Raw genomic sequence first — 19,691 nt, forward strand, 5'->3', positions numbered from 1 at the left:
TGCGAGCCAGGGCATGGACACAAACCGCGCAAGACTTATGCCAGAGCGGCCGTCGTTGCGCTTTATCGTAAGACCCGGTGCAGTACAGCACCAAAACGGCGCCAGCGGGGGGTGCCATGGTGCAAGTAACGCACATATTTGTGGCGTGCGTGTGAGGATCAGTGGTGAATCTACCCAGCTAGCGCGCTTTTTGCGTTGCGATGATGGCTTGGCGCAGCCGTCGCACTTCAACCAGTTTCTGGCGCATTTCGCGGTGACGCCTGCTGTTGAGCAACAGCAATCCCAGCAGGGGGAACAACACGCTCAAGCCATAGGACAGCCAATGCGGACCAAAGGCGATAGTGGGCAGCGCCGCCAGAACACAAAGCGCGAGCAGCATCACCAGCGGCCAGACCCACTGCGGCCGCCCGCGCGCGATCATGAAATTGCACTGCACGATGCCCCACGTCAGCGCGAGGCCACCCAGGAAGGAATACTGGAGGTTATCGTCCAGCGGCAAGCGTGGGAAATAACTGTCGACAATCAGAGGCACCGCAAACACCAGGCTAAACACGGCCGCGAAAATCGCGCCCATGAAGACCGGAAAATAGTGCGCCAGAAAACTACGAATGCTGGGCAGCTCATTCATCGCTCATTTCCTCATACAACCCCACGGCAATGGTGCGCACATTCCCCGAAAGCGCACTGCCGGTAAACCCGATGGCAGCGCCAAGGGCATCCTGTATCTGGGTCACCGTTGCATGCTTGACCTGCGCCGGCGTGAAACGCTTGGTCGCCTCGCCGGACAACTGTTTCAACTTGAGCATTTTGGCGCTCATGCGCGGATCCTGGATGCTGAGCAGCTCCTTCGTCAGCTTGGCACGCTCTTGCCGGTTCAATCCGCGCAGCACTTCCCTCACGCTTTTACCGGTGGTGGCCTGGTTCAACCGCACCAGTTTTACCGTGGTCAACGTCGAGGCACCGACCCCGATCAAAGACGCAGCATCCAGCGCGATCATCGTGTATTGATACCACTCCGAGCTGTCGAGCTTGTCATTTTTGGCGGGATTACTGATCTCATTGCTGACGCGATAGCCACTGGCAAAACACTGAAGCGTGCTGGCGGTGGCAGCGGTATAGCCGATAACCGTCACCACGCTGCTCGCGCCCGCCGTGAACGGCACGGCGACGGTGCCGCTGAGCACCACAAGCCAACCGAGGATCGCGCCTGCACAGGATAGGGAGGTGTTGATCGCCTCTCCCACCAGGCGCGATTCGCGGGGATTGTCCTGCACCTGTTGCGCAAACTGCGCCGGGGCGATGTATTTCTGCGCTTCACGCAAAATAATGCGTTTGGGGGCAATGCTGCAGATTGGCTGGAATTCGCGCAGGGTGACCACGTTGAAATCGGCGTCGATATACACAACACCCGCACCAACAATGCCGGGGTCGGCATCGATGGCGGCGAACAGGCGCGGCAGGTTGATCTGGCTTTCAATGCGCTGGCGCGCCATGAACTGCGAGCGGTTGGTGTCCATGCCGATGCCGGCCAGGGGGTTGCCCATGGGTGTTCTTCCTTGAAAGTAATAGTGGCCGGTGGGGCCTCATCGGGGGCAAGCCCCCTCCCACAGTTGACCGAGTTCCAGCATGAGAATGCGGTCGAATGTGGGAGGGGGCTTGCCCCCGATAGCGATTCAATGGCCGCCACCTTAACAAACAGGCTACTCATCGACTAGAAAGCAAAACGCCAGCACGAGGCTGGCGTTTGGCAGGTTCAGGCTGGACTCAACGCGGCACGACCGGCTTGCGCGCAGGCTTGCCGCCCTTGCCCTTGGCCGCATCAGTGCGCTCTTTGGCTGCCTGCTTGTTGCGCGCCTGGGCCGCGGCCTTGGCTTGTTCCCGCTTGTCCCACGGGTTGCTGCCATCGCTGCCGCGAGGTGGCAGGCCAGTGTGCTGGGTGAGGATCTTGGTCGTCGTTTCCTTGGCCACTTTGTGGCTCCCGGCCGGCGTCGAGTTCTTACGACGCGCACTCTGGTAGCTGTCGGTAGACGGCTGGTGCAACGGGATCAACTGGTCCTTACCCGGCCCGATCAGGTCGGCGCGGCCCATGCGGGTCAACGCTTCACGCAGCATCGGCCAGCCTTTCGGGTCGTGGTAGCGCAGGAAGGCCTTGTGCAGACGGCGCTGTTCTTCGCTCTTGACGATGGTCACCGCGTCACTCTTGTAGGTGACCTTGCGCAGCGGGTTCTTGCCCGAGTGGTACATCGCGGTGGCAGTGGCCATCGGCGACGGGTAGAACGCCTGCACTTGGTCGGCGCGGAAGCCGTTACCCTTGAGCCACAGGGCCAGGTTCATCATGTCTTCATCGGTGGTGCCCGGGTGGGCAGCGATGAAGTAAGGAATCAGGTACTGCTCCTTGCCCGCTTCCTTGGTGTACTTCTCGAACATGCGCTTGAACTTGTCATAGCTGCCAATGCCCGGCTTCATCATCTGGTTGAGCGGACCTTCCTCGGTGTGTTCCGGGGCGATCTTGAGGTAGCCACCGACGTGGTGGGTGACCAACTCTTTGACGTACTCCGGCGACTCAACGGCCAGGTCGTAGCGCAGGCCGGAAGCGATCAGAATCTTCTTCACACCCGGCAATGCGCGAGCGCTGCGGTACAGCTGGATCAACGACGAGTGGTCGGTGTTCAGGTTCGGGCAGATGCCAGGGAATACGCACGACGGCTTGCGGCACGCGGATTCGATCTCAGGACTCTTGCAGGCGATGCGGTACATGTTCGCGGTCGGGCCGCCGAGGTCGGAGATCACGCCGGTAAAACCTGGGACCTTGTCGCGGATCTCTTCGATTTCGCGAATGATCGACTCTTCGGAGCGGTTCTGGATGATGCGACCTTCGTGCTCGGTGATCGAGCAGAAAGTGCAGCCGCCGAAGCAGCCACGCATGATGTTCACCGAGAAACGGATCATGTCGTAGGCCGGGATTTTTTCCTTGCCGTACGCCGGGTGCGGGACGCGGGCGTAAGGCATGCCGAACACGTAGTCCATTTCTTCGGTGGTCATCGGAATCGGTGGTGGGTTGAACCACACGTCGACTTCACCGTGCTTCTGCACCAGGGCGCGGGCGTTGCCTGGGTTGGTTTCCAGGTGCAGCACGCGGTTGGCGTGGGCATAGAGCACCGCATCACCACGGACTTTTTCCACCGATGGCAGGCGGATCACGGTCTTGTCGCGGGTCATACGCGGGCTGGCCAGGATCTGCACGACCTTGGCTTCTTCCGGATCATCAACCGGGCCCTTTTCCTGCTCGATGGCGCAGGCCTGGGTGTCCTGGGTGTTGACGTACGGGTTGATGATCTTGTCGACCTTGCCCGGACGGTCGATACGCGTGGAGTCCACTTCGTACCAGCCGACAGGCGTATCACGACGAATGAACGCGGTGCCGCGCACGTCGGTGATGTCTTCGATCTTGTGGCCCCACGACAGGCGCTGGGCAACTTCGACGATAGCGCGCTCGGCGTTGCCGTACAGCAGGATATCGGCGGTGGCATCGATCAGGATCGAGTTGCGCACACGGTCCTGCCAGTAGTCGTAGTGGGCGATGCGGCGCAGGGAGGCTTCGATGCCGCCGAGTACGATCGGCACGTTCTTGTAGGCTTCCTTGCAACGCTGGCTGTACACCAGGCTCGCGCGGTCCGGGCGTTTGCCGGCCATGCCGCCGGGGGTGTAGGCGTCGTCGGAACGGATTTTCTTGTCGGCGGTGTAGCGGTTGATCATCGAGTCCATGTTGCCGGCCGCGACACCGAAGAACAGGTTCGGCTCGCCGAGCTTCATGAAGTCGTCTTTGGACTGCCAGTTCGGCTGCGCAATGATCCCGACGCGGAAGCCCTGGGACTCCAGCAGCCGGCCGATGATCGCCATGCCGAACGACGGATGGTCAACGTACGCATCACCGGTGACGATGATGATGTCGCAGGAATCCCAGCCAAGCTGATCCATCTCCTCCCTGCTCATCGGCAGGAATGGCGCAGGACCGAAACATTCGGCCCAGTACTTGGGATAGTCAAATAACGGCTTGGCTGTTTGCATGACGGTGACCGGTGTTGAGATGAAAAATCGCGGGCGCGGAATATAGCACAAATTTTGACCAATTCCGACGGTAATGGTCGGAATTGAGCAGACGGGTTACTCGTCGTCGTCGAAGTTGTAGCTGCCCGGCGCAAGGTTTTCGAAGCGGGTGTACTTACCAATGAAGGCCAGCCGGATAAACCCGATGGGGCCGTTCCGCTGCTTGCCGATGATGATCTCGGCGATGCCCTTGTGCTCGGTCTCGGGGTGGTACACCTCGTCGCGGTACACGAACATGATCACGTCGGCGTCCTGCTCGATCGCTCCGGATTCCCGCAAGTCGGAGTTCACCGGGCGCTTGTTGGGACGTTGTTCCAGGGAACGGTTGAGCTGCGACAACGCCACCACCGGGCAGTTGAATTCCTTGGCCAGGGCCTTGAGGGACCGGGAAATTTCGGAAATTTCGTTGGTCCGGCTGTCACCGCTGGAGCCCGGGATCTGCATCAACTGCAGGTAGTCGATCATGATCAGCGCGATGTCGCCGTGCTCACGCACTAGGCGGCGGGTGCGCGCGCGCATTTCCGAGGGGCTGATACCGGCGGTGTCATCGATAAACAACTTGCGATCGTTGAGCAGGTTGACCGCCGACGTCAGGCGCGGCCAATCGTCGTCTTCCAACTGGCCGGAACGCACCTTGGTCTGGTCGATACGGCCCAGGGACGAGAGCATCCGCATGATCAACGATTCACCTGGCATCTCGAGGGAGTACACCAGGACGGTCTTGTCGCTGCGCAATACGGCGTTTTCCACCAGGTTCATCGCAAAGGTGGTCTTACCCATGGACGGACGGCCGGCGACGATGATCAAGTCGGATGGCTGCAGGCCACTGGTTTTCTCGTCCAGGTCGGCATAACCGGTGGAAATCCCGGTAATCGCGGCATCGGTGTTGAACAGCGTATCGATGCGGTCGATGGCCTTGGTCAGCAGGTCGTTGACGCTGACCGGGCCGCCGGTTTTCGGGCGCGCTTCGGCGATCTGGAAGATCTGGCGCTCGGCTTCGTCGAGGATCTCGGCGGCGGTGCGGCCTTCGGGGTTGAAGGCGCTGTCGGCGATCTCGGTGCTGATGCCGATCAACTGCCGCAGGGTGGCCCGCTCACGGACAATCTGGGCATAGGCCTTGATGTTGGCGACAGAGGGCGTGTTTTTCGCCAGTTCGCCCAGATAGCCCAGGCCACCAACTTGGGAGGTCTGGCCTTCCTTGTCCAACTGCTCGGCCAGCGTCACCACGTCGATCGGCGAGTTCTGGTCGGCCAGCTTAGCGATGGCCCGGAAGATCAGGCGGTGGTCATGACGATAGAAATCACCGTCCGAGACTTGATCCAGCACGCGTTCCCAGGCGTTGTTGTCCAGCATCAAACCACCGAGCACGGCCTGTTCGGCCTCGATGGAATGCGGCGGCACCTTCAGGGCAGCGGTTTGCAGATCGTATTGCTCAGGAGCTGAAATATCGTTCATGGCCACTTGGAATTAGGGGTGTGTAGAAAAACAAAAGGCACGACCTGTAAACAGGATCGTGCCCGATGTTAACTGCCTGACACGCGAGGTGCCAGTCAGTTAGGTGCTGCTTAAGCTGCTACCACGACAACGCGTACGGTGGCTTCAACTTCGGCGTGCAGGTGCACGGCTACGTCGAATTCGCCTACGTTGCGGATGGTGCCGTTCGGCAGACGAACTTCGCTCTTCTGCACTTCAACGCCGGAGGCGGTCAGTGCATCAGCGATGTCGTGGGTGCCGATCGAACCGAACAGCTTGCCTTCGTCACCGGCGGTGGCAGTGATAGTCACTTCCAGCTCAGCCAGTTGGGCAGCGCGAGTTTCGGCCGAAGCTTTTTTGTCTGCTGCTGCTTTTTCCAGCTCAGCACGACGCTCTTCAAACGCAGCCAGGTTGGCAGCGGTTGCAGCGGTGGCTTTGCCGTATGGCAGCAGGTAGTTACGACCGTAACCGGCCTTAACGTTCACTTTGTCGCCCAGGTTGCCCAGGTTGGCGACTTTTTCCAGAAGGATCAGTTGCATGTGAAAATCCTCTAACTTTTAACCTTCACCGTTCGCGTTATCGGCGTCTTTCGGCGCCAGACGACCGCGAAAATCAATCAGGCCGTCGACAATGGCCAGAACCACGAGTAACGGATAGATCAGCTGCATGAACAGCAACATCGTTACGTACATCCCCACCAGCCAAAACTTGGCCAGGCGCTTCTGCGCGACCAGCCCATGAATCAGGGCCAGCCCGGCAAACACCAGCGGTACGCTGCAAAACAGCACCATCAAGGCCATCTGCGAACCGAGGTTCGGCCCGATAACCATGAGAGCCAGCAGCAACATCGCCGGGCCCACGGGGATTCTGATACTGCGAAATTCGCGACCAAAACCACCCGGGTTGTACAACAACGCCTGCCAATATCGCCCAAGCATCAGGCTCAGCACGCTGACGATCTGCATCATTACCGCCATCAGGCCGATCAGGGCCGGTGCAATCAGTGTTGCCAGTCGCGCTCGCTCTTCTACCGACAGCTGCTGGTAGAGTTCCCCGAGGGCCATCGGCAGGATCTTGACGATCTCTTGCGACAGCGCCTCGATTTGCGGGCGGAAAGCCGCGTCAATCAACACCGAAAACACCAACCCCAATGCCACGCTGACCAGCAGCGTGCGGACCCAGGACTCACTTGCGCGTAAAACCAACGCAAGGCTCGACGACCCCAGCAGTACCAAAAGTACCTTGGGTTCGCCCAATTGCAGCCACCAGATCAAGGCGGCCAGCAATCCCAGGGCCAGGACGCCAAAGGCGTCCCGCAAACCGCGCCGCAGGAGCACAAGGCATCCAGCGGCAGCACCCAACCAATACAACAACGGCAATGCTGCACATCCAGCCACTACCAGAGTGGCCTGCACGCGACCGCGCATGATGAACTCAGCTAAGGCGCGCATGCATTCAATCCCTTACTACTTGTCGACTGCCCGGTCTCAGCGGCCGTGGCTGTCGGTGTAGGCCAGCAGGGCCAGGAAGCGGGCGCGCTTGATAGCGGTGGCCAGCTGACGCTGATAACGTGCTTTGGTACCGGTGATACGGCTTGGAACGATTTTGCCGGTCTCGGATACGTAGGCTTTCAGAGTGTTGAGATCTTTGTAATCGATCTCTTTCACGTCTTCAGCGGTGAAGCGGCAAAATTTACGACGACGGAAGAAACGTGCCATTTGATAGGCTCCTTAAAAGGTCCGTGGATTACTCGTCAGCGTTATCGCTGTTGTCGCTGTCATCACTGTCAGCGCTATCAGCGCCTTCGTGCTCAGGACGGTCGCGACGCTCACGGCGCTCACTGCGGTTTTCTTCAGCCTTGAGCATCTCGGATTGGCCGGTAACGGCTTCTTCGCGACGGATGACCAGGTTACGGATCACTGCATCGTTGTAGCGGAAGTTGTCTTCCAGCTCGGCCAGGGCCTTGCCAGTGCACTCAACGTTCAGCATCACGTAGTGAGCCTTGTGAACATTGTTGATTGCGTAGGCCAGTTGACGACGGCCCCAATCTTCCAGACGGTGGATTTTGCCGCCGTCTTCTTCGATCAGCTTGGTGTAACGCTCAACCATGCCGCCGACTTGCTCGCTTTGATCCGGGTGGACCAAAAAGATGATTTCGTAATGACGCATGAATGCTCCTTACGGGTTGTAGCCTGCCGCTCAAAAACGGTCAGACAAGGAGTGAATGACACTTATGGATCTTGCCGCAGGGAGGCACATCGGTGCCCGCCAGGAAGGCAAGGGGCGCAATTGTAGAGAAGGGGGAGGAAGCGCGCAAGGTGATTGGTGATTATTTGAACACCCCCCCAAACACCACAAACGCAAATGTGAGAAGGGGCTTGCTCCCGATTACGGAGGATCAGTCACATTCTCTGCAACTGAGACACCGCTATCGGGGGCAAGCCCCCTCCCACATTGAGTCTTGCGCCAGGCCTGCCTACTTCTTGGTCTTGGCCTTGGCACCCCGTTGGCGGCGGGCTTCAAACAGGCACACGCCGGTCGCGACCGACACGTTGAGGCTGCTGACACTGCCGGCCATCGGCAAATGCACCAGGTAGTCGCAATGCTCGCGGGTCAGGCGACGCATGCCCTTGCCTTCAGCACCCATGATCAGGATGGTCGGGCCGGTGAGGTCCTGGTCATAAATGCTGACCTCAGCCTCCCCCGCCGTGCCCACGACCCACAGGCCGCGTTGCTGGAGCTTCTCCAGGGTGCGCGCCAGGTTGGTCACGGCGACCAGCGGAATCACTTCGGCCGCACCGCAGGCGACTTTACGCACAACCGGCGTCAGGGTCGCCGACTTGTCTTTAGGCACGATCACCGCCAACGCGCCGGCAGCATCCGCCGAACGCAGGCAGGCGCCGAGGTTGTGCGGGTCGGTCACGCCGTCCAGCACCAGCAACAGCGGCGCGCCTTCGGTGCGGTCGAGCAGCTCGTCGAGCATGGCTTCGCCCCAGACCTGGCTAGGACTGACGTCCGCCACCACACCCTGGTGAACGCCTTCAACCCACACGTCCATTTCACGACGCTCGGCCTGGCCGATGGCAACTTTGTTTTGGGTGGCCAACTCGACCAGCGCTTGCACGCGCGGCTCGCTGCGACCTTCTGCCAACCACACTTGCTTGACGCGTTTAGGGTGGTGACGCAGCAGTGCTTCTACGGCGTGTACGCCGTAGATTTTTTCCAGACTCATGACTTGGCCTTAGGTTTGCGCGACCCGCCGCTTTTCGCGGGAGCCGAACCCGCCTTGGGCGGGCCTTTACGGTGTTTACTTGGCTTGCTCGACGGTTTTTCCGCCTCGCGGGACTTTCCCCCAGACGCCGCCTTACCACCGCTTTTGGCTTCGTTGAGCAACTGCTGCTTCAACTCACGGCTCTTGCGCAGTTCGGCGTTCTTCGCCGCTGCGTCGCTTGGGCGGTAGGCTTCGGGGGCCTTGTCCTTGGCAGAAGAACGACGACCGGCCTTGGCTGGCGCAGGCTCGGCAGCCGCTGCTTTCGCAGGAGCGCCCTTGCCTTTGCTGGCTGGCGCAGCAGGTTCGCTGCCACGCTTTTTACGGCTGTTCGGCGCTTCGGCGGGTTTGTCAGGCATGCCGAAATCGATCTTGCGCTCGTCGAGGTCGACGCGCATGACCTGCACTTCAACCGTGTCGCCCAAGCGGAAGCTGCGACCGGTGCGCTCGCCCGCCAAGCGGTGATGCACAGGGTCGAAGTGGTAGTAGTCGCCCGGCAAGGCGGTGACATGCACCAGACCCTCGACGTAGATATCGGTCAGCTCGACGAACAGGCCAAAGCCGGTCACGGCGGTGATCACACCTGGGAACGACTCGCCCACGCGGTCTTTCATGAACTCGCACTTGAGCCAGTTCACGACGTCACGGGTGGCTTCATCGGCGCGGCGCTCGCTCATGGAGCACTGCTCGCCCAACTGTTCCAGGGCCGCTTCGTCGTACGGATAGATCCGTGCCTTCGGAATGGTCATGGCACCGGCGCGCTGGACGTGCGGCGTGTTCTGCTTGGAGTGGATCACGCTGCGGATCGCGCGGTGCGTGAGCAGATCCGGGTAACGGCGAATCGGCGAGGTGAAGTGGGTGTACGCCTCGTAATTCAGGCCGAAGTGGCCCTGGTTGTCGGCGCTGTACACCGCCTGGCTCAGGGAGCGCAGCATGACGGTCTGGATCACATGATAATCCGGACGGTCCTTGATGCTCGCCAGCAATGCCTGGTAATCCTTGGGCGTCGGGCCGTCCTTGCCTTTGTGCAGGGACAGGCCGAGCTCACCGAGGAACGCGCGCAGTTTTTCCAGACGCTCCGGCGGCGGACCGTCGTGTACACGGTACAACGCAGGGATCTCGTGCTTCTTCAGGAATTCAGCGGTGGCCACGTTGGCCGCCAGCATGCATTCCTCGATCAGTTTGTGTGCGTCGTTGCGCGTGGTCGGGGTGATGGCGGCGATTTTGCGCTCGGAACCGAAGACAATCCGGGTTTCCTGAGTTTCAAAATCGATCGCACCCCGCACATGACGTGCGCCCAACAAGACTTTGTACAAAGCGTAAAGCTGCTTGAGGTGCGGCACGACATGCCCGTACTCGCCACGCAGCGCTTTGGCTTCGCTGGTTTTCGGCTGTTCCAGGATGGTGCTGACCTTGTTGTAGGTCAGGCGCGCCTGGGAATGGATCACCGCTTCGTAGAACTGGTAATCGGTCATTTCGCCGGTTTTCGAGATGGTCATCTCGCACACCATGGCCAAACGGTCGACTTTCGGGTTCAGGGAGCACAGGCCGTTGGACAGCTGCTCAGGCAGCATCGGGATCACGCGCTCAGGGAAATACACGGAGTTGCCGCGCACCTGAGCCTCGTTGTCCAGGGCCGAACCGATTTTCACGTAGCTGGACACGTCCGCAATCGCGACGAACAACTTCCAGCCGCCGGAGAACAGGCGCAGCTTGCCAGGCTTGGCTTCGCAGTAGACCGCATCGTCGAAGTCGCGGGCATCTTCGCCGTCGATGGTGACGAACGGCAGATGACGCAGGTCGATGCGTTTTTCTTTGTCTTTCTCTTCAACTTCCGGCTTGAGCTTGGCGGCTTCTTTCAGCACAGCTTCAGGCCAGACGTGAGGAATATCGTAGGTGCGCAGCGCGACGTCGATTTCCATGCCCGGCGCCATGTAGTTGCCGACCACTTCAACGATATCGCCTTGAGGCTGGAAGCGTGCCGTTGGCCAGTGGGTGATTTTCACCTCGACGAACTGGCCGACCTTGGCGGCGCCATTGCGGCCCGGGGTAATCAGCACTTCCTGCTGGACCTTCGGGTTATCCGGAACCACAAAGCCGATGCCGCCTTCTTCGAAGTAACGGCCGACGATGGACTCGTGGGCACGGGACACCACTTCGACGATCACACCTTCGCGACGACCGCGACGGTCCAGGCCCGACACGCGTGCCAGGGCACGGTCGCCATCGAACACCAGGCGCATTTGCGCCGGGCTCATGAACAGGTCGTCACTGCCGTCGTCCGGGATCAGGAAGCCGAAGCCGTCACGATGGCCGGCAATGCGGCCCAGGATCAGGTCGAGCTTATCCACCGGCGCGTAAGTACCACGGCGGGTATAGATCAATTGAGCATCGCGCTCCATGGCACGCAAACGGCGGCGCAGGGCTTCGAGCTGGTCTTCGGTGGTCAGACCGAACTCTTCAACCAGCTGCTCGCGGCTAGCAGGCGAACCCCGATCGGCGAGGTGCGCCAGGATCAGTTCGCGGCTAGGAATAGGGTTTTCATATTTTTCCGCTTCACGAGCGGCCTCGGGATCGAGGGACTGCCAATCGGCCATTAGAGAGTTTTCACCTTGTCTATATGCGGGTTAGTTTGGCATACGCGTATTGAAACGGGAAATTTCAGACGTCAACAAGCCTTTTAAAGCCCCCAGCGCACACCTTGCACGACCACTGGCGAAATTTTCCAGGCTTTTTTCATGGCGGGGGTTTACAGCTTAAAATCCCCTCCGTATAGTGCGCGCCATCGACGACGGCAACGTTGTTGATGCTGCCCAGGTGGTGAAATTGGTAGACACGCCAGCTTCAGGTGCTGGTGATCGCAAGGTCGTGGAAGTTCGAGTCTTCTCCTGGGCACCAAATTCAGATCAAACCCGCGAAAGCGGGTTTTTTCGTTTCAGGCCTTTGATTTTCAACAGAAAACTTGATTTATTTTTTTGAATCAGGGGTTTACAGATCAAAAAGCCCTCCGTATAGTTCGCTCCATCAACAGCGCAAGCGTTGATAATGCCCAGGTGGTGAAATTGGTAGACACGCCAGCTTCAGGTGCTGGTGATCGCAAGGTCGTGGAAGTTCGAGTCTTCTCCTGGGCACCAAATTCAGATCAAACCCGCGAAAGCGGGTTTTTTCGTTTCTGGGGTTTGAAAAAATCAGCGTGGAAACTTCCCCAGCGATTTGCCCCTCGTCCGCACTTGAGAAGTTTTATCGTTTATCCTTGTAAGTATTTGTTGCATACAAGTGAGGAACACCCCGGATGATGATCCGCGATACCCGTCTCAAGACATCCCTTCTGCGTGGCCTGACCATCACCCTGCTCGGCCTGACCCTGCTCTCGCCTACCGCCTATTCCGCCGACAAGGTCTCATTGACCCTGTACAACGGCCAGCACAAAGAGGTCGGCGACGAACTCGCCAAGGCCTTTGAGGCCAAAACCGGTATCCACGTCAACGTGCGCAAAGGCAGCAGCAACCAGCTGGCCAGCCAGGTCGTCGAAGAAGGCGACCGCTCCCCCGCCGACGTGATCTACACCGAAGAGTCGCCGCCGCTGAACAAACTCGGCGAGCAAGGCCTGCTGGCCAAGATTGACGCCAGCACACTCGACGTATTGCCCAAGGACTATGTTGGCGCCCATGGCGACTGGATGGGCGTGACCGCACGCACCCGCGTCGTGGCCTTTAATCCGAAACTTATTGCTGAAAAAGACTTGCCCAAGTCGGTTCTGGATTTCGCCGGTCCCGAGTGGCAAGGCAAAGTCGGCTTTGTCCCCACCAGCGGCGCCTTCCAGGAACAAGCCGTGGCGATCATCAAGCTGCACGGTCGCGAGGCGGCTGAAGAATGGCTGACCGGTTTACGCGCTTTCGGCAAGGTGTACAGCAACAACATGGTCGCCCTCAAGGCTGTGGAAAATGGCGAAGTGGCCACTGTGCTGGTGAATAACTATTACTGGTTTGCCCTGAAAAAGGAAAAAACCAACCTGGATTCCCAACTGCATTACTTCACCAACGGCGATGCAGGCGGCCTGATCACCGTGTCTTCCGCCGCCGCGCTGAAGTCCAGCAAACATCCCAAGGAAGCCCAGCAACTGCTGGCGTTCATGGCCAGTGAAGAAGGCCAACGCGTGATTACCAACACCTCGGCGGAATACCCGCTGCGTAAAGGCATGGAATCCAACCGCGGCCTCAAGCCTTTCAGTGAGCTGCAACCGCCGAAAGTCACCCCCGCCGACCTGGGCAACGCCGAAGAAGCCCTGGACCTGGAACGTGACGTTGGCTTGAACTGATGAACCCATCGCTACCCGCTTCCGCCCTGCACGGGGGGCTGCGCCCAAGGCGCAAGCGCCCGTCGATCTGGCTGGTGCTGCCCGTCCTGTTCCTGGTGGGCCTGAGCCTGCTGCCGCTGGTGTATGTCGGACTCAAGGCCTGGCAGGCCGGCTGGGCGGAGGCGGTGCATCTGCTGTGGCGGCCGTATGTGTTCGGGCTGCTGCGCAATACCCTGGCATTGATGGTCGGCGTGACGCTGGTATGCGGCGTGGTCGGCCTGTCCCTGGCCTGGTTGCTGGAACGCAGCAACCTGCCGGGGCGACGTATCTGGGGCGTGGTGCTGTGCCTGCCGTTTGCGGTACCCGCCTTTGTCAGCAGCTTTACCTGGGTGTCGCTCAGCGCCCATTTCGAAGGGCTGGGCGGCGCCATCCTGGTGATGAGCCTGTCCAAGTACCCGCTGGTGTTTCTGCCGGTGGCGGCGACATTGCGCAATCTTGATCCATCCCTGGAGGAGTCTGCACGAACGCTGGGACTGAATCGCTGGGGCGTGTTTTTTCGGATTACGCTGCCTTTGCTGTGGCCTTCGCTACTGGCGGGAGCCCTCTTGATCGCCTTGCATATGCTGGTGGAGTTCGGCGCCTTGTCGATCATCGGCCTGCAGACCTTTACCACCGCGATCTATCAACAATTCGAGCTGGAATTCAGCAATGCCAATGCCGCGATGTTGTCAGCAGTGCTGCTGATGATGTGCCTGACCCTGCTATGGCTGGAGCTACGGGTACGCGGCAAGGGCCGACATGTTCGTATCGGCCAGGGCGCTGCGCGGCATGCAGAGCAGGTGCGACTAGGCAAGTGGGCACCGCTCGGCCAAGCCTATTGCCTGGCGCTGGCAATCATCGGCAGTGGCATTCCGCTGGGGATGCTCGGTTATTGGCTGGCGGTGGGCTCTTCCGCCGCATTCCCGGTCGCCGAGATCAGCGAGGCACTGCTGTCCTCCCTGGCGCTGTCGCTCGGCGGCGCCGCACTGTGCCTGGTATTGGCGGTGCCGGTGGGGCTGCTGGTGGTGCGCCACAAAGGCCAACTGGCGATCTGGGCCGAGCGTCTGCCGTACTTGCTGCACGCGCTGCCCGGTTTGGTGATTGCGCTGACGCTGGTGTACTTCGCACTGCATTACGTGCCGGCGCTGTATCAGACGTCGGCATTGTTGCTGATCGCGTATGCGTTGTTGTTTCTACCGCTGGCTCAGGCACCGATTCGTACGGCCCTGAACAAGGCGGCGCCGCAACTGGAAGAGGCCGCACGCACGCTGGGGGCGTCGTCGTTCAGCGCGTTTTGTCGGGTTACCTTGCCGATTATTTTCCCGGCCTTGGGCGCGGCGTTTGCGCTGGTGTTCCTGGATGCGATGAAGGAATTGACGGCGACATTGCTGCTCAGTCCGACAGGGTTGAATACCTTGGCGACAGCGGTGTGGGCGCACACCTCGAATGTGGAATTCGCGGCGGCGGCGCCGTATGCGGCACTGTTGATAGTGGTGTCGGGGTTGCCGGTTTACCTGCTCACGACACGGATGTATTTGAGCCGCTGAAACCGCTATCGGGGGCAAGCCCCCTCCCACAGTTGACCGAGTTCCAACGCTGGAATGCAGGTAAATGTGGGAGGGGGCTTGCCCTCGATGAGGTCGGTACAGGCGATACTAGGCCCTGAACTGCCCCAAGCTCGCCTTCAACTGCGCTGCCAACCCATCCAGCACCTTGCCACTGGCCGTCGTTTCCACCACCGCCTGCGCAGCCCGCTCGGCCTGGGCGTGGATCACCTCAACCCGCCCACGCACCGCATGCGCACCTTGCGCCTGATGCTCAGCCGCGCGCGTCGCCAAGCCAATCGCCGCATGCACCTGCTCCACCGAAGCCTGCACCGTCTGTTGCAGGCGCACGCTGTCGCGCAGCACCAGCAAACCTTCGCTGGCCTGGCGCCCGGCCTTACCGATGGTTTCCACCGCCTCGCGCGCGCCCTGCTGCAACGCCACGATATGCGCCTGAATATCGCCCGTGGAGCTTTGCGTCTTGCTGGCCAGCGCACGCACCTCATCCGCCACCACCGCAAAACCACGCCCGGTCTCGCCGGCACGCGCTGCTTCGATGGCCGCGTTGAGCGCCAACAGGTTGGTCTGCTCGGCGATGCCGTGAATCACGGTCAGCACCACCTCGATCTGCTCACTTTGTTGAGCCAGGCGCTCGATGACCTGAGAGCCTGCCTGCACCTGGCCCGCGAGCGCCTCGATCAGGCTGCCGACTTCGGCTGACGTGCGCGAGTTCTCATCCGTGGCCTGGCGAATATCCACCACCTGCTGCAACGCCGCCTGCATCGCATGGCTTTCGGCCTGCGCCTCGTCGGCCATTTGCGACAGTGCGCGCAGGCTTTCAGCCACCTCATCACGCTGCAAGCCGGCCGCTGCGTCAGCACCGGCATTGCGCAAGGTCATTGCACCGATTTCCACGCCGGTACGCTGAGCCACATCTCCCGCCTCACGCACGATAGGCTGCAACTTATCCACAAAGCGATTGACCGCCGAGGCCATATCGCCGATTTCGTCCTTGCTGCTGATCTGCACGCGCTTGGTGAGGTCCCCCTCGCCCGCCGCCAAATCATCCATGGCTGCGATCAGCAGCTTCAGGCGGTTGACCACACGGCGGCCCAGCACGATGGCGATCAACAGCAATACGCCTAGACCGACCAGCGCAAGCCCCATGCCGATGCGCCAGCGCAAGGTGCCAGCAGCGTCCTGAACGGCGCTGGTGGTGTTGGCGGTCATCTGGGTGGCGGTGGCTTGGGCGGACTGCAAACGGGCGCCCATGGCAGCAGCGCTGTCGGCTGCCGCACCCTTGAGGCTATCGCCGACGAGTTGATCACCGCTGGCGATCAGGGCTGCGAAGCGCTTGTCGAGCGCTTGCAGATCCGCTTCAACCGAGGCGGTCGAAACGCCCATGCGCACCTTGCCGATCTCTACCCCATTGGGGCTGATGGATGCTTCCACGTAGTAAACAGAAGAGTCGCTCTTAGCCGCATCCAGCACTTTATCCAGTGCACGGTCACCGGCGCCCTTTGCCAGCAGCGCCTGATTGATCGGGTTTTCACGGTTGAGGTAGCGGGTCAGGTGCTCGCCAGCCGCGTCGTCGTAGACCACAAACAGCACATTGGGATTGCGCTGGGCGCGTCGCGCAAACTCCGACAACGTCGGCACGTCGCTGTCCCACATGGCGCGGGGCGCCACTGAGGCCAGTAACTGCGCCATGTCATTGGCGGAGTCCTGCAGGTCTTTTTCCAAGGTCGCACGCAGTTGCTTCTGCTCTTCCTGCAGGCGGTTCGACAGCCCCGCCGTCAGACGCTGACGGGTGCTGGTGGACAGGCTGTCCAGGCTGGAGGTGACTTCCTTGCCGGCCTGGGCCAATTCGCCGGACAGCTTCTGGCTGTCGATTCCCAGGCGATTGCCTAAATCCGCTTCCAACGCCGTGACTGTGCTCCGGGTTAGAGCGACGGCCACCAGCACTTGCACTAAAAGAGCGATACCTAGGGTAACGAACACCGGCCGCAACAGACGGCTTTGTAACAATGAGAGAACGGCAGACATCGGGAATCCCTCCACCACGGGTGCCATTAATTTGATAGCACCGCAAAAAAGAGAAACACAGCAAGGGTCGTGCCGCTTGGCGAACAGATACGACAAAGGGCTCCCGAAGGAGCCCTTTGCTTTTTACATCAACAGCTTATTAAGCGAACGGGTGACGCAGAACGATGGTCTCGTTGCGGTCCGGGCCCGTCGAAATAATGTCGATCGGTGCGCCGATCAGCGCTTCAACGCGCTTGATGTACGCACGGGCGTTAGCCGGCAACTCTTCCAGGGTCTTGGCGCCCACGGTCGATTCGGTCCAGCCCGGCACTTCTTCGTACACCGGCTGCAAGCCCACGTAGCTGTCAGCGTCAGTCGGGGCAACATCGTTACCGTCTGCGTCTTTGTAGCCGACGCAGATGTTGATGGTTTCCAGACCGTCGAGCACATCCAGCTTGGTGAAGCAGATGCCCGAGATGCTGTTCACATCGATAGCGCGACGCAGGATAACCGCGTCGAACCAGCCGCAACGACGCGCACGGCCAGTGGTCGCACCGAACTCATGACCTTGCTTGGCCAAGTGCGCACCGACTTCGTCGAACAGCTCAGTCGGGAACGGACCCGAACCCACACGCGTGGTGTAAGCCTTGGTGATGCCCAGGATGTAGTCCAGGAACATCGGACCAACACCCGAACCGGTCGCAACGCCGCCCGCGGTGGTGTTGGAGCTGGTCACGTACGGGTAGGTGCCGTGGTCGATGTCCAGCAGGGACCCCTGGGCGCCTTCGAACATGATGTCTTTGCCGGCGCGACGCAGGTCGTGCAGCTCAGCCGTCACGTCGAGCATCAGCGGCTTGAGCAGCTCAGCGTATTCCTTGCACTCAGCCAGGGTCTTTTCAAACTCGATGGCCGGCTCTTTGTAGTAACCCACCAGCATGAAGTTGTGGTAATCCACCAGTTCACGCAGCTTGTCTTCAAAGCGCGGCATGTTGAGCAGGTCGCCCACACGCAGGCCACGACGTGCAACTTTATCTTCGTAAGCCGGGCCGATACCGCGACCGGTAGTGCCGATCTTCAGCTCGCCACGGGCCTTTTCACGGGCCTGGTCCAGCGCAACGTGGAAGGACAGGATCAGCGGGCAGGATGGGCTGATACGCAGGCGCTCGCGCACCGGTACGCCTTTCTCTTCCAGCTTGGTGATCTCGCGCAACAGGGCGTCAGGTGCAACCACCACGCCGTTGCCGATCAGGCACTGCACGCCTTCGCGCAGTACGCCCGACGGAATCAGGTGCAAAACGGTTTTTTCGCCATCGATGACCAGGGTGTGGCCAGCATTGTGGCCACCTTGGTAGCGCACTACGGCGGCAGCATGTTCGGTCAGCAGATCAACGATCTTGCCTTTGCCCTCATCACCCCATTGGGTGCCCAGGACTACGACATTCTTACCCATAACACTTGTCCTCATTCGCGCAAACTTGGTGCCGGCAATGAGCCGGCAGGAAAACTCAAGAAGCCAGTGGCGATACTTGCCAAAGCCCGTTCTGCAGAATCAATTGCCGGTCGCAGTCCGCTTCACGGGCGGCGGCCAATGGCTGGCCAGGCAAGGCCTGGACAACACGCTGACCCTCACTGCGCAACTGGCAAACCTGCTGCCAGAGTGCTGCGTCCGTACTGTCGGGCATCCAGATGCCACCAGACGGCAGCTCGACCTCAGCACGCCCCAGGGTCACCAGGGTTTTCAAATCGGTGGAAAAACCGGTGGCCGGACGCGCACGACCGAAGTCGGCGCCGATATCGTCATAACGACCGCCTTGGGCGATGGCTTGGCCAACACCCGGTACAAATACCGCGAACACCACACCGGTGTGGTAGTGGTAGCCGCGCAACTCACCCAGGTCAAAATACAGCGGCAACTGCGGGAAGCGCGCCGACAGTTGCTCGGCAATGGCCAGCACGTCGTCCAGTGCCGCCAGTACCGGCGCCGGCGCATTGGCCAGGCGCTCACGCGCAGCTACCAGCACTTCACGGCCGCCACACAGGTTCACCAGCGCACGCAGCATGCCGGCGAGATCCGCAGGCACGCCCTCGGTCAGCGCGATAACTTCATCGATAGCCTTGCGTTGCAGGGCATCGAACAACTGTTGCTCCACTTCACCGGACAACCCGGCCGCACGGGCCAGGCCACGGTAGATACCGACGTGACCCAGGTCCATGTGGACATCCGGCACGTCAGCCAGTTGCAGCATGGCCAGCATCAGGCTGATCACTTCAACGTCGCTGCTCGGGCTGGCGTCACCGTACAACTCGGCGCCCAACTGGATCGGACTGCGTGAAGACGACAATGCACGCGGCTGCGCATGCAGCACGCTGCCGGCATAGCACAGGCGGCTCGGACCTTCACGGCGCAGGGTGTGCGCATCAATGCGCGCCACTTGCGGCGTGATATCGGCACGGAACCCCATTTGCCGGCCCGATTGCGGGTCGATGACCTTGAAGGTGCGCAGATCCAGGTCCTGGCCCGCGCCGGTCAGCAGGGATTCCAGGTACTCGATATGGGGGGTCACGACAAACTCGTAACCCCAGCTCTGGAACAGATCCAACACCTGGCGACGCGCTACTTCAATGCGCGCAGCTTCTGGTGGCAGTACTTCTTCGATGCCATCTGGCAGCAGCCAGCGGTCTACCGTTGCCATTACGCCATTCCCCTATGATCCGGGCGGCCAGCCCTCGGCCGAGCCTTGAGTGAAGCAGAAAACACCCGCCCCCTGCATAAACCACGCGCAAGAGCGACGTGACGAACGACCTGCAAGCGGCCTCGTCGGGCACTTTCCTCGAAAAACCTGTCACGCCTGCCGAATCAAACATGCAGACGCAAAAAAGCCGGGAATTTCCCGGCTGCCGCATCATACACCCGTTTTCTGAAAGGATCACCCCGCCA

The 19,691-nt window shown here is 60.5% G+C and carries 15 protein-coding genes and 2 tRNA genes; 4 read left to right on the forward strand and 13 right to left on the reverse strand.

The genetic code is table 11. The features are described 5' to 3' along the window. Positions 1 to 178 precede the first annotated feature (178 nt). From BM403_RS11150 to rnr, 10 genes are all read right to left on the reverse strand, one after another. Positions 179 to 628 (reverse strand): hypothetical protein, encoded by a 450-nt coding sequence (locus BM403_RS11150; RefSeq protein ID WP_093542815.1) that lies wholly within the window; start codon positions 626 to 628, stop codon positions 179 to 181. Continuing rightward, complete coding sequence (locus tag BM403_RS11155; RefSeq protein WP_093542818.1) at positions 621 to 1,544, reverse strand: Ssp4 family T6SS effector; 924 nt, start codon at positions 1,542 to 1,544, stop codon at positions 621 to 623. Before BM403_RS11155 ends, BM403_RS11150 begins: the two co-directional genes overlap by 8 nt. 220 nt (positions 1,545 to 1,764) lie before the next feature. Then, positions 1,765 to 4,068, reverse strand: coding sequence for a YgiQ family radical SAM protein (locus BM403_RS11160; RefSeq protein ID WP_093542820.1), 2,304 nt, complete (start codon positions 4,066 to 4,068; stop codon positions 1,765 to 1,767). Between the two features lie 96 nt (positions 4,069 to 4,164). Next, positions 4,165 to 5,562, reverse strand: a complete 1,398-nt coding sequence (gene dnaB / locus BM403_RS11165; protein ID WP_012721926.1) for a replicative DNA helicase — start codon at positions 5,560 to 5,562, stop codon at positions 4,165 to 4,167. A gap of 110 nt (positions 5,563 to 5,672) precedes the next feature. After that, positions 5,673 to 6,119 carry a 50S ribosomal protein L9 gene (gene rplI / locus BM403_RS11170; RefSeq protein ID WP_003171376.1) on the reverse strand — a complete coding sequence of 149 codons (447 nt, stop codon included), beginning with the start codon at positions 6,117 to 6,119 and terminating at the stop codon, positions 5,673 to 5,675. 18 nt (positions 6,120 to 6,137) lie between these two features. Next, positions 6,138 to 7,031 carry a YybS family protein gene (locus BM403_RS11175; protein WP_012721925.1) on the reverse strand — a complete coding sequence of 298 codons (894 nt, stop codon included), beginning with the start codon at positions 7,029 to 7,031 and terminating at the stop codon, positions 6,138 to 6,140. A gap of 36 nt (positions 7,032 to 7,067) precedes the next feature. Further along, complete coding sequence (gene rpsR, locus BM403_RS11180; protein WP_002551829.1) at positions 7,068 to 7,298, reverse strand: 30S ribosomal protein S18; 231 nt, start codon at positions 7,296 to 7,298, stop codon at positions 7,068 to 7,070. Positions 7,299 to 7,326: 28 nt separating this feature from the next. Next, the gene (gene rpsF / locus BM403_RS11185) at positions 7,327 to 7,749 is read right to left on the reverse strand and encodes a 30S ribosomal protein S6 (RefSeq protein WP_003236224.1); all 423 of its coding nucleotides are present in this window, start codon (positions 7,747 to 7,749) and stop codon (positions 7,327 to 7,329) included. A 307-nt stretch (positions 7,750 to 8,056) separates the two neighbouring features. Further along, on the reverse strand, positions 8,057 to 8,812 hold the full coding sequence (gene rlmB, locus BM403_RS11190; RefSeq protein ID WP_012721924.1) for a 23S rRNA (guanosine(2251)-2'-O)-methyltransferase RlmB: 756 nt from the start codon (positions 8,810 to 8,812) through the stop codon (positions 8,057 to 8,059). Next, positions 8,809 to 11,445 (reverse strand): ribonuclease R, encoded by a 2,637-nt coding sequence (rnr, locus tag BM403_RS11195; protein WP_012721923.1) that lies wholly within the window; start codon positions 11,443 to 11,445, stop codon positions 8,809 to 8,811. The genes rlmB and rnr overlap by 4 nt, the downstream gene beginning before the upstream one ends. Before the next feature lie 214 nt (positions 11,446 to 11,659). Between rnr and BM403_RS11200 the strand changes: the two genes are divergently transcribed. The 4 genes from BM403_RS11200 (at position 11,660) to BM403_RS11215 (ending at position 14,731) form a co-directional block, all read left to right on the forward strand. Continuing rightward, positions 11,660 to 11,746, forward strand: a tRNA-Leu gene (locus BM403_RS11200). Between the two features lie 149 nt (positions 11,747 to 11,895). After that, a tRNA-Leu gene (locus tag BM403_RS11205) sits at positions 11,896 to 11,982 on the forward strand. 158 nt (positions 11,983 to 12,140) lie between these two features. Beyond that, positions 12,141 to 13,166, forward strand: a complete 1,026-nt coding sequence (locus BM403_RS11210; RefSeq protein ID WP_012721922.1) for an iron ABC transporter substrate-binding protein — start codon at positions 12,141 to 12,143, stop codon at positions 13,164 to 13,166. After that, on the forward strand, positions 13,166 to 14,731 hold the full coding sequence (locus BM403_RS11215) for an ABC transporter permease (RefSeq protein ID WP_093542822.1): 1,566 nt from the start codon (positions 13,166 to 13,168) through the stop codon (positions 14,729 to 14,731). The genes BM403_RS11210 and BM403_RS11215 overlap by 1 nt, the downstream gene beginning before the upstream one ends. Positions 14,732 to 14,839: 108 nt before the next feature. Here BM403_RS11215 and BM403_RS11220 read toward each other — a convergent pair whose 3' ends face one another. The 3 genes from BM403_RS11220 to BM403_RS11230 form a co-directional block, all read right to left on the reverse strand. Then, on the reverse strand, positions 14,840 to 16,774 hold the full coding sequence (locus BM403_RS11220) for a methyl-accepting chemotaxis protein (protein WP_093542824.1): 1,935 nt from the start codon (positions 16,772 to 16,774) through the stop codon (positions 14,840 to 14,842). Positions 16,775 to 16,913: 139 nt separating this feature from the next. Further along, on the reverse strand, positions 16,914 to 18,203 hold the full coding sequence (locus BM403_RS11225) for an adenylosuccinate synthase (protein WP_012721919.1): 1,290 nt from the start codon (positions 18,201 to 18,203) through the stop codon (positions 16,914 to 16,916). A gap of 55 nt (positions 18,204 to 18,258) precedes the next feature. Beyond that, a complete protein-coding gene (locus BM403_RS11230) occupies positions 18,259 to 19,446 on the reverse strand; it encodes an ATP phosphoribosyltransferase regulatory subunit (protein ID WP_012721918.1) in 1,188 nt (395 codons plus the stop codon). Positions 19,447 to 19,691 lie beyond the last annotated feature (245 nt).

It is taken from the genome of Pseudomonas sp. OV546, assembly GCF_900116845.1.
In the GTDB taxonomy this organism is placed as follows: domain Bacteria; phylum Pseudomonadota; class Gammaproteobacteria; order Pseudomonadales; family Pseudomonadaceae; genus Aquipseudomonas; species Aquipseudomonas petroselini.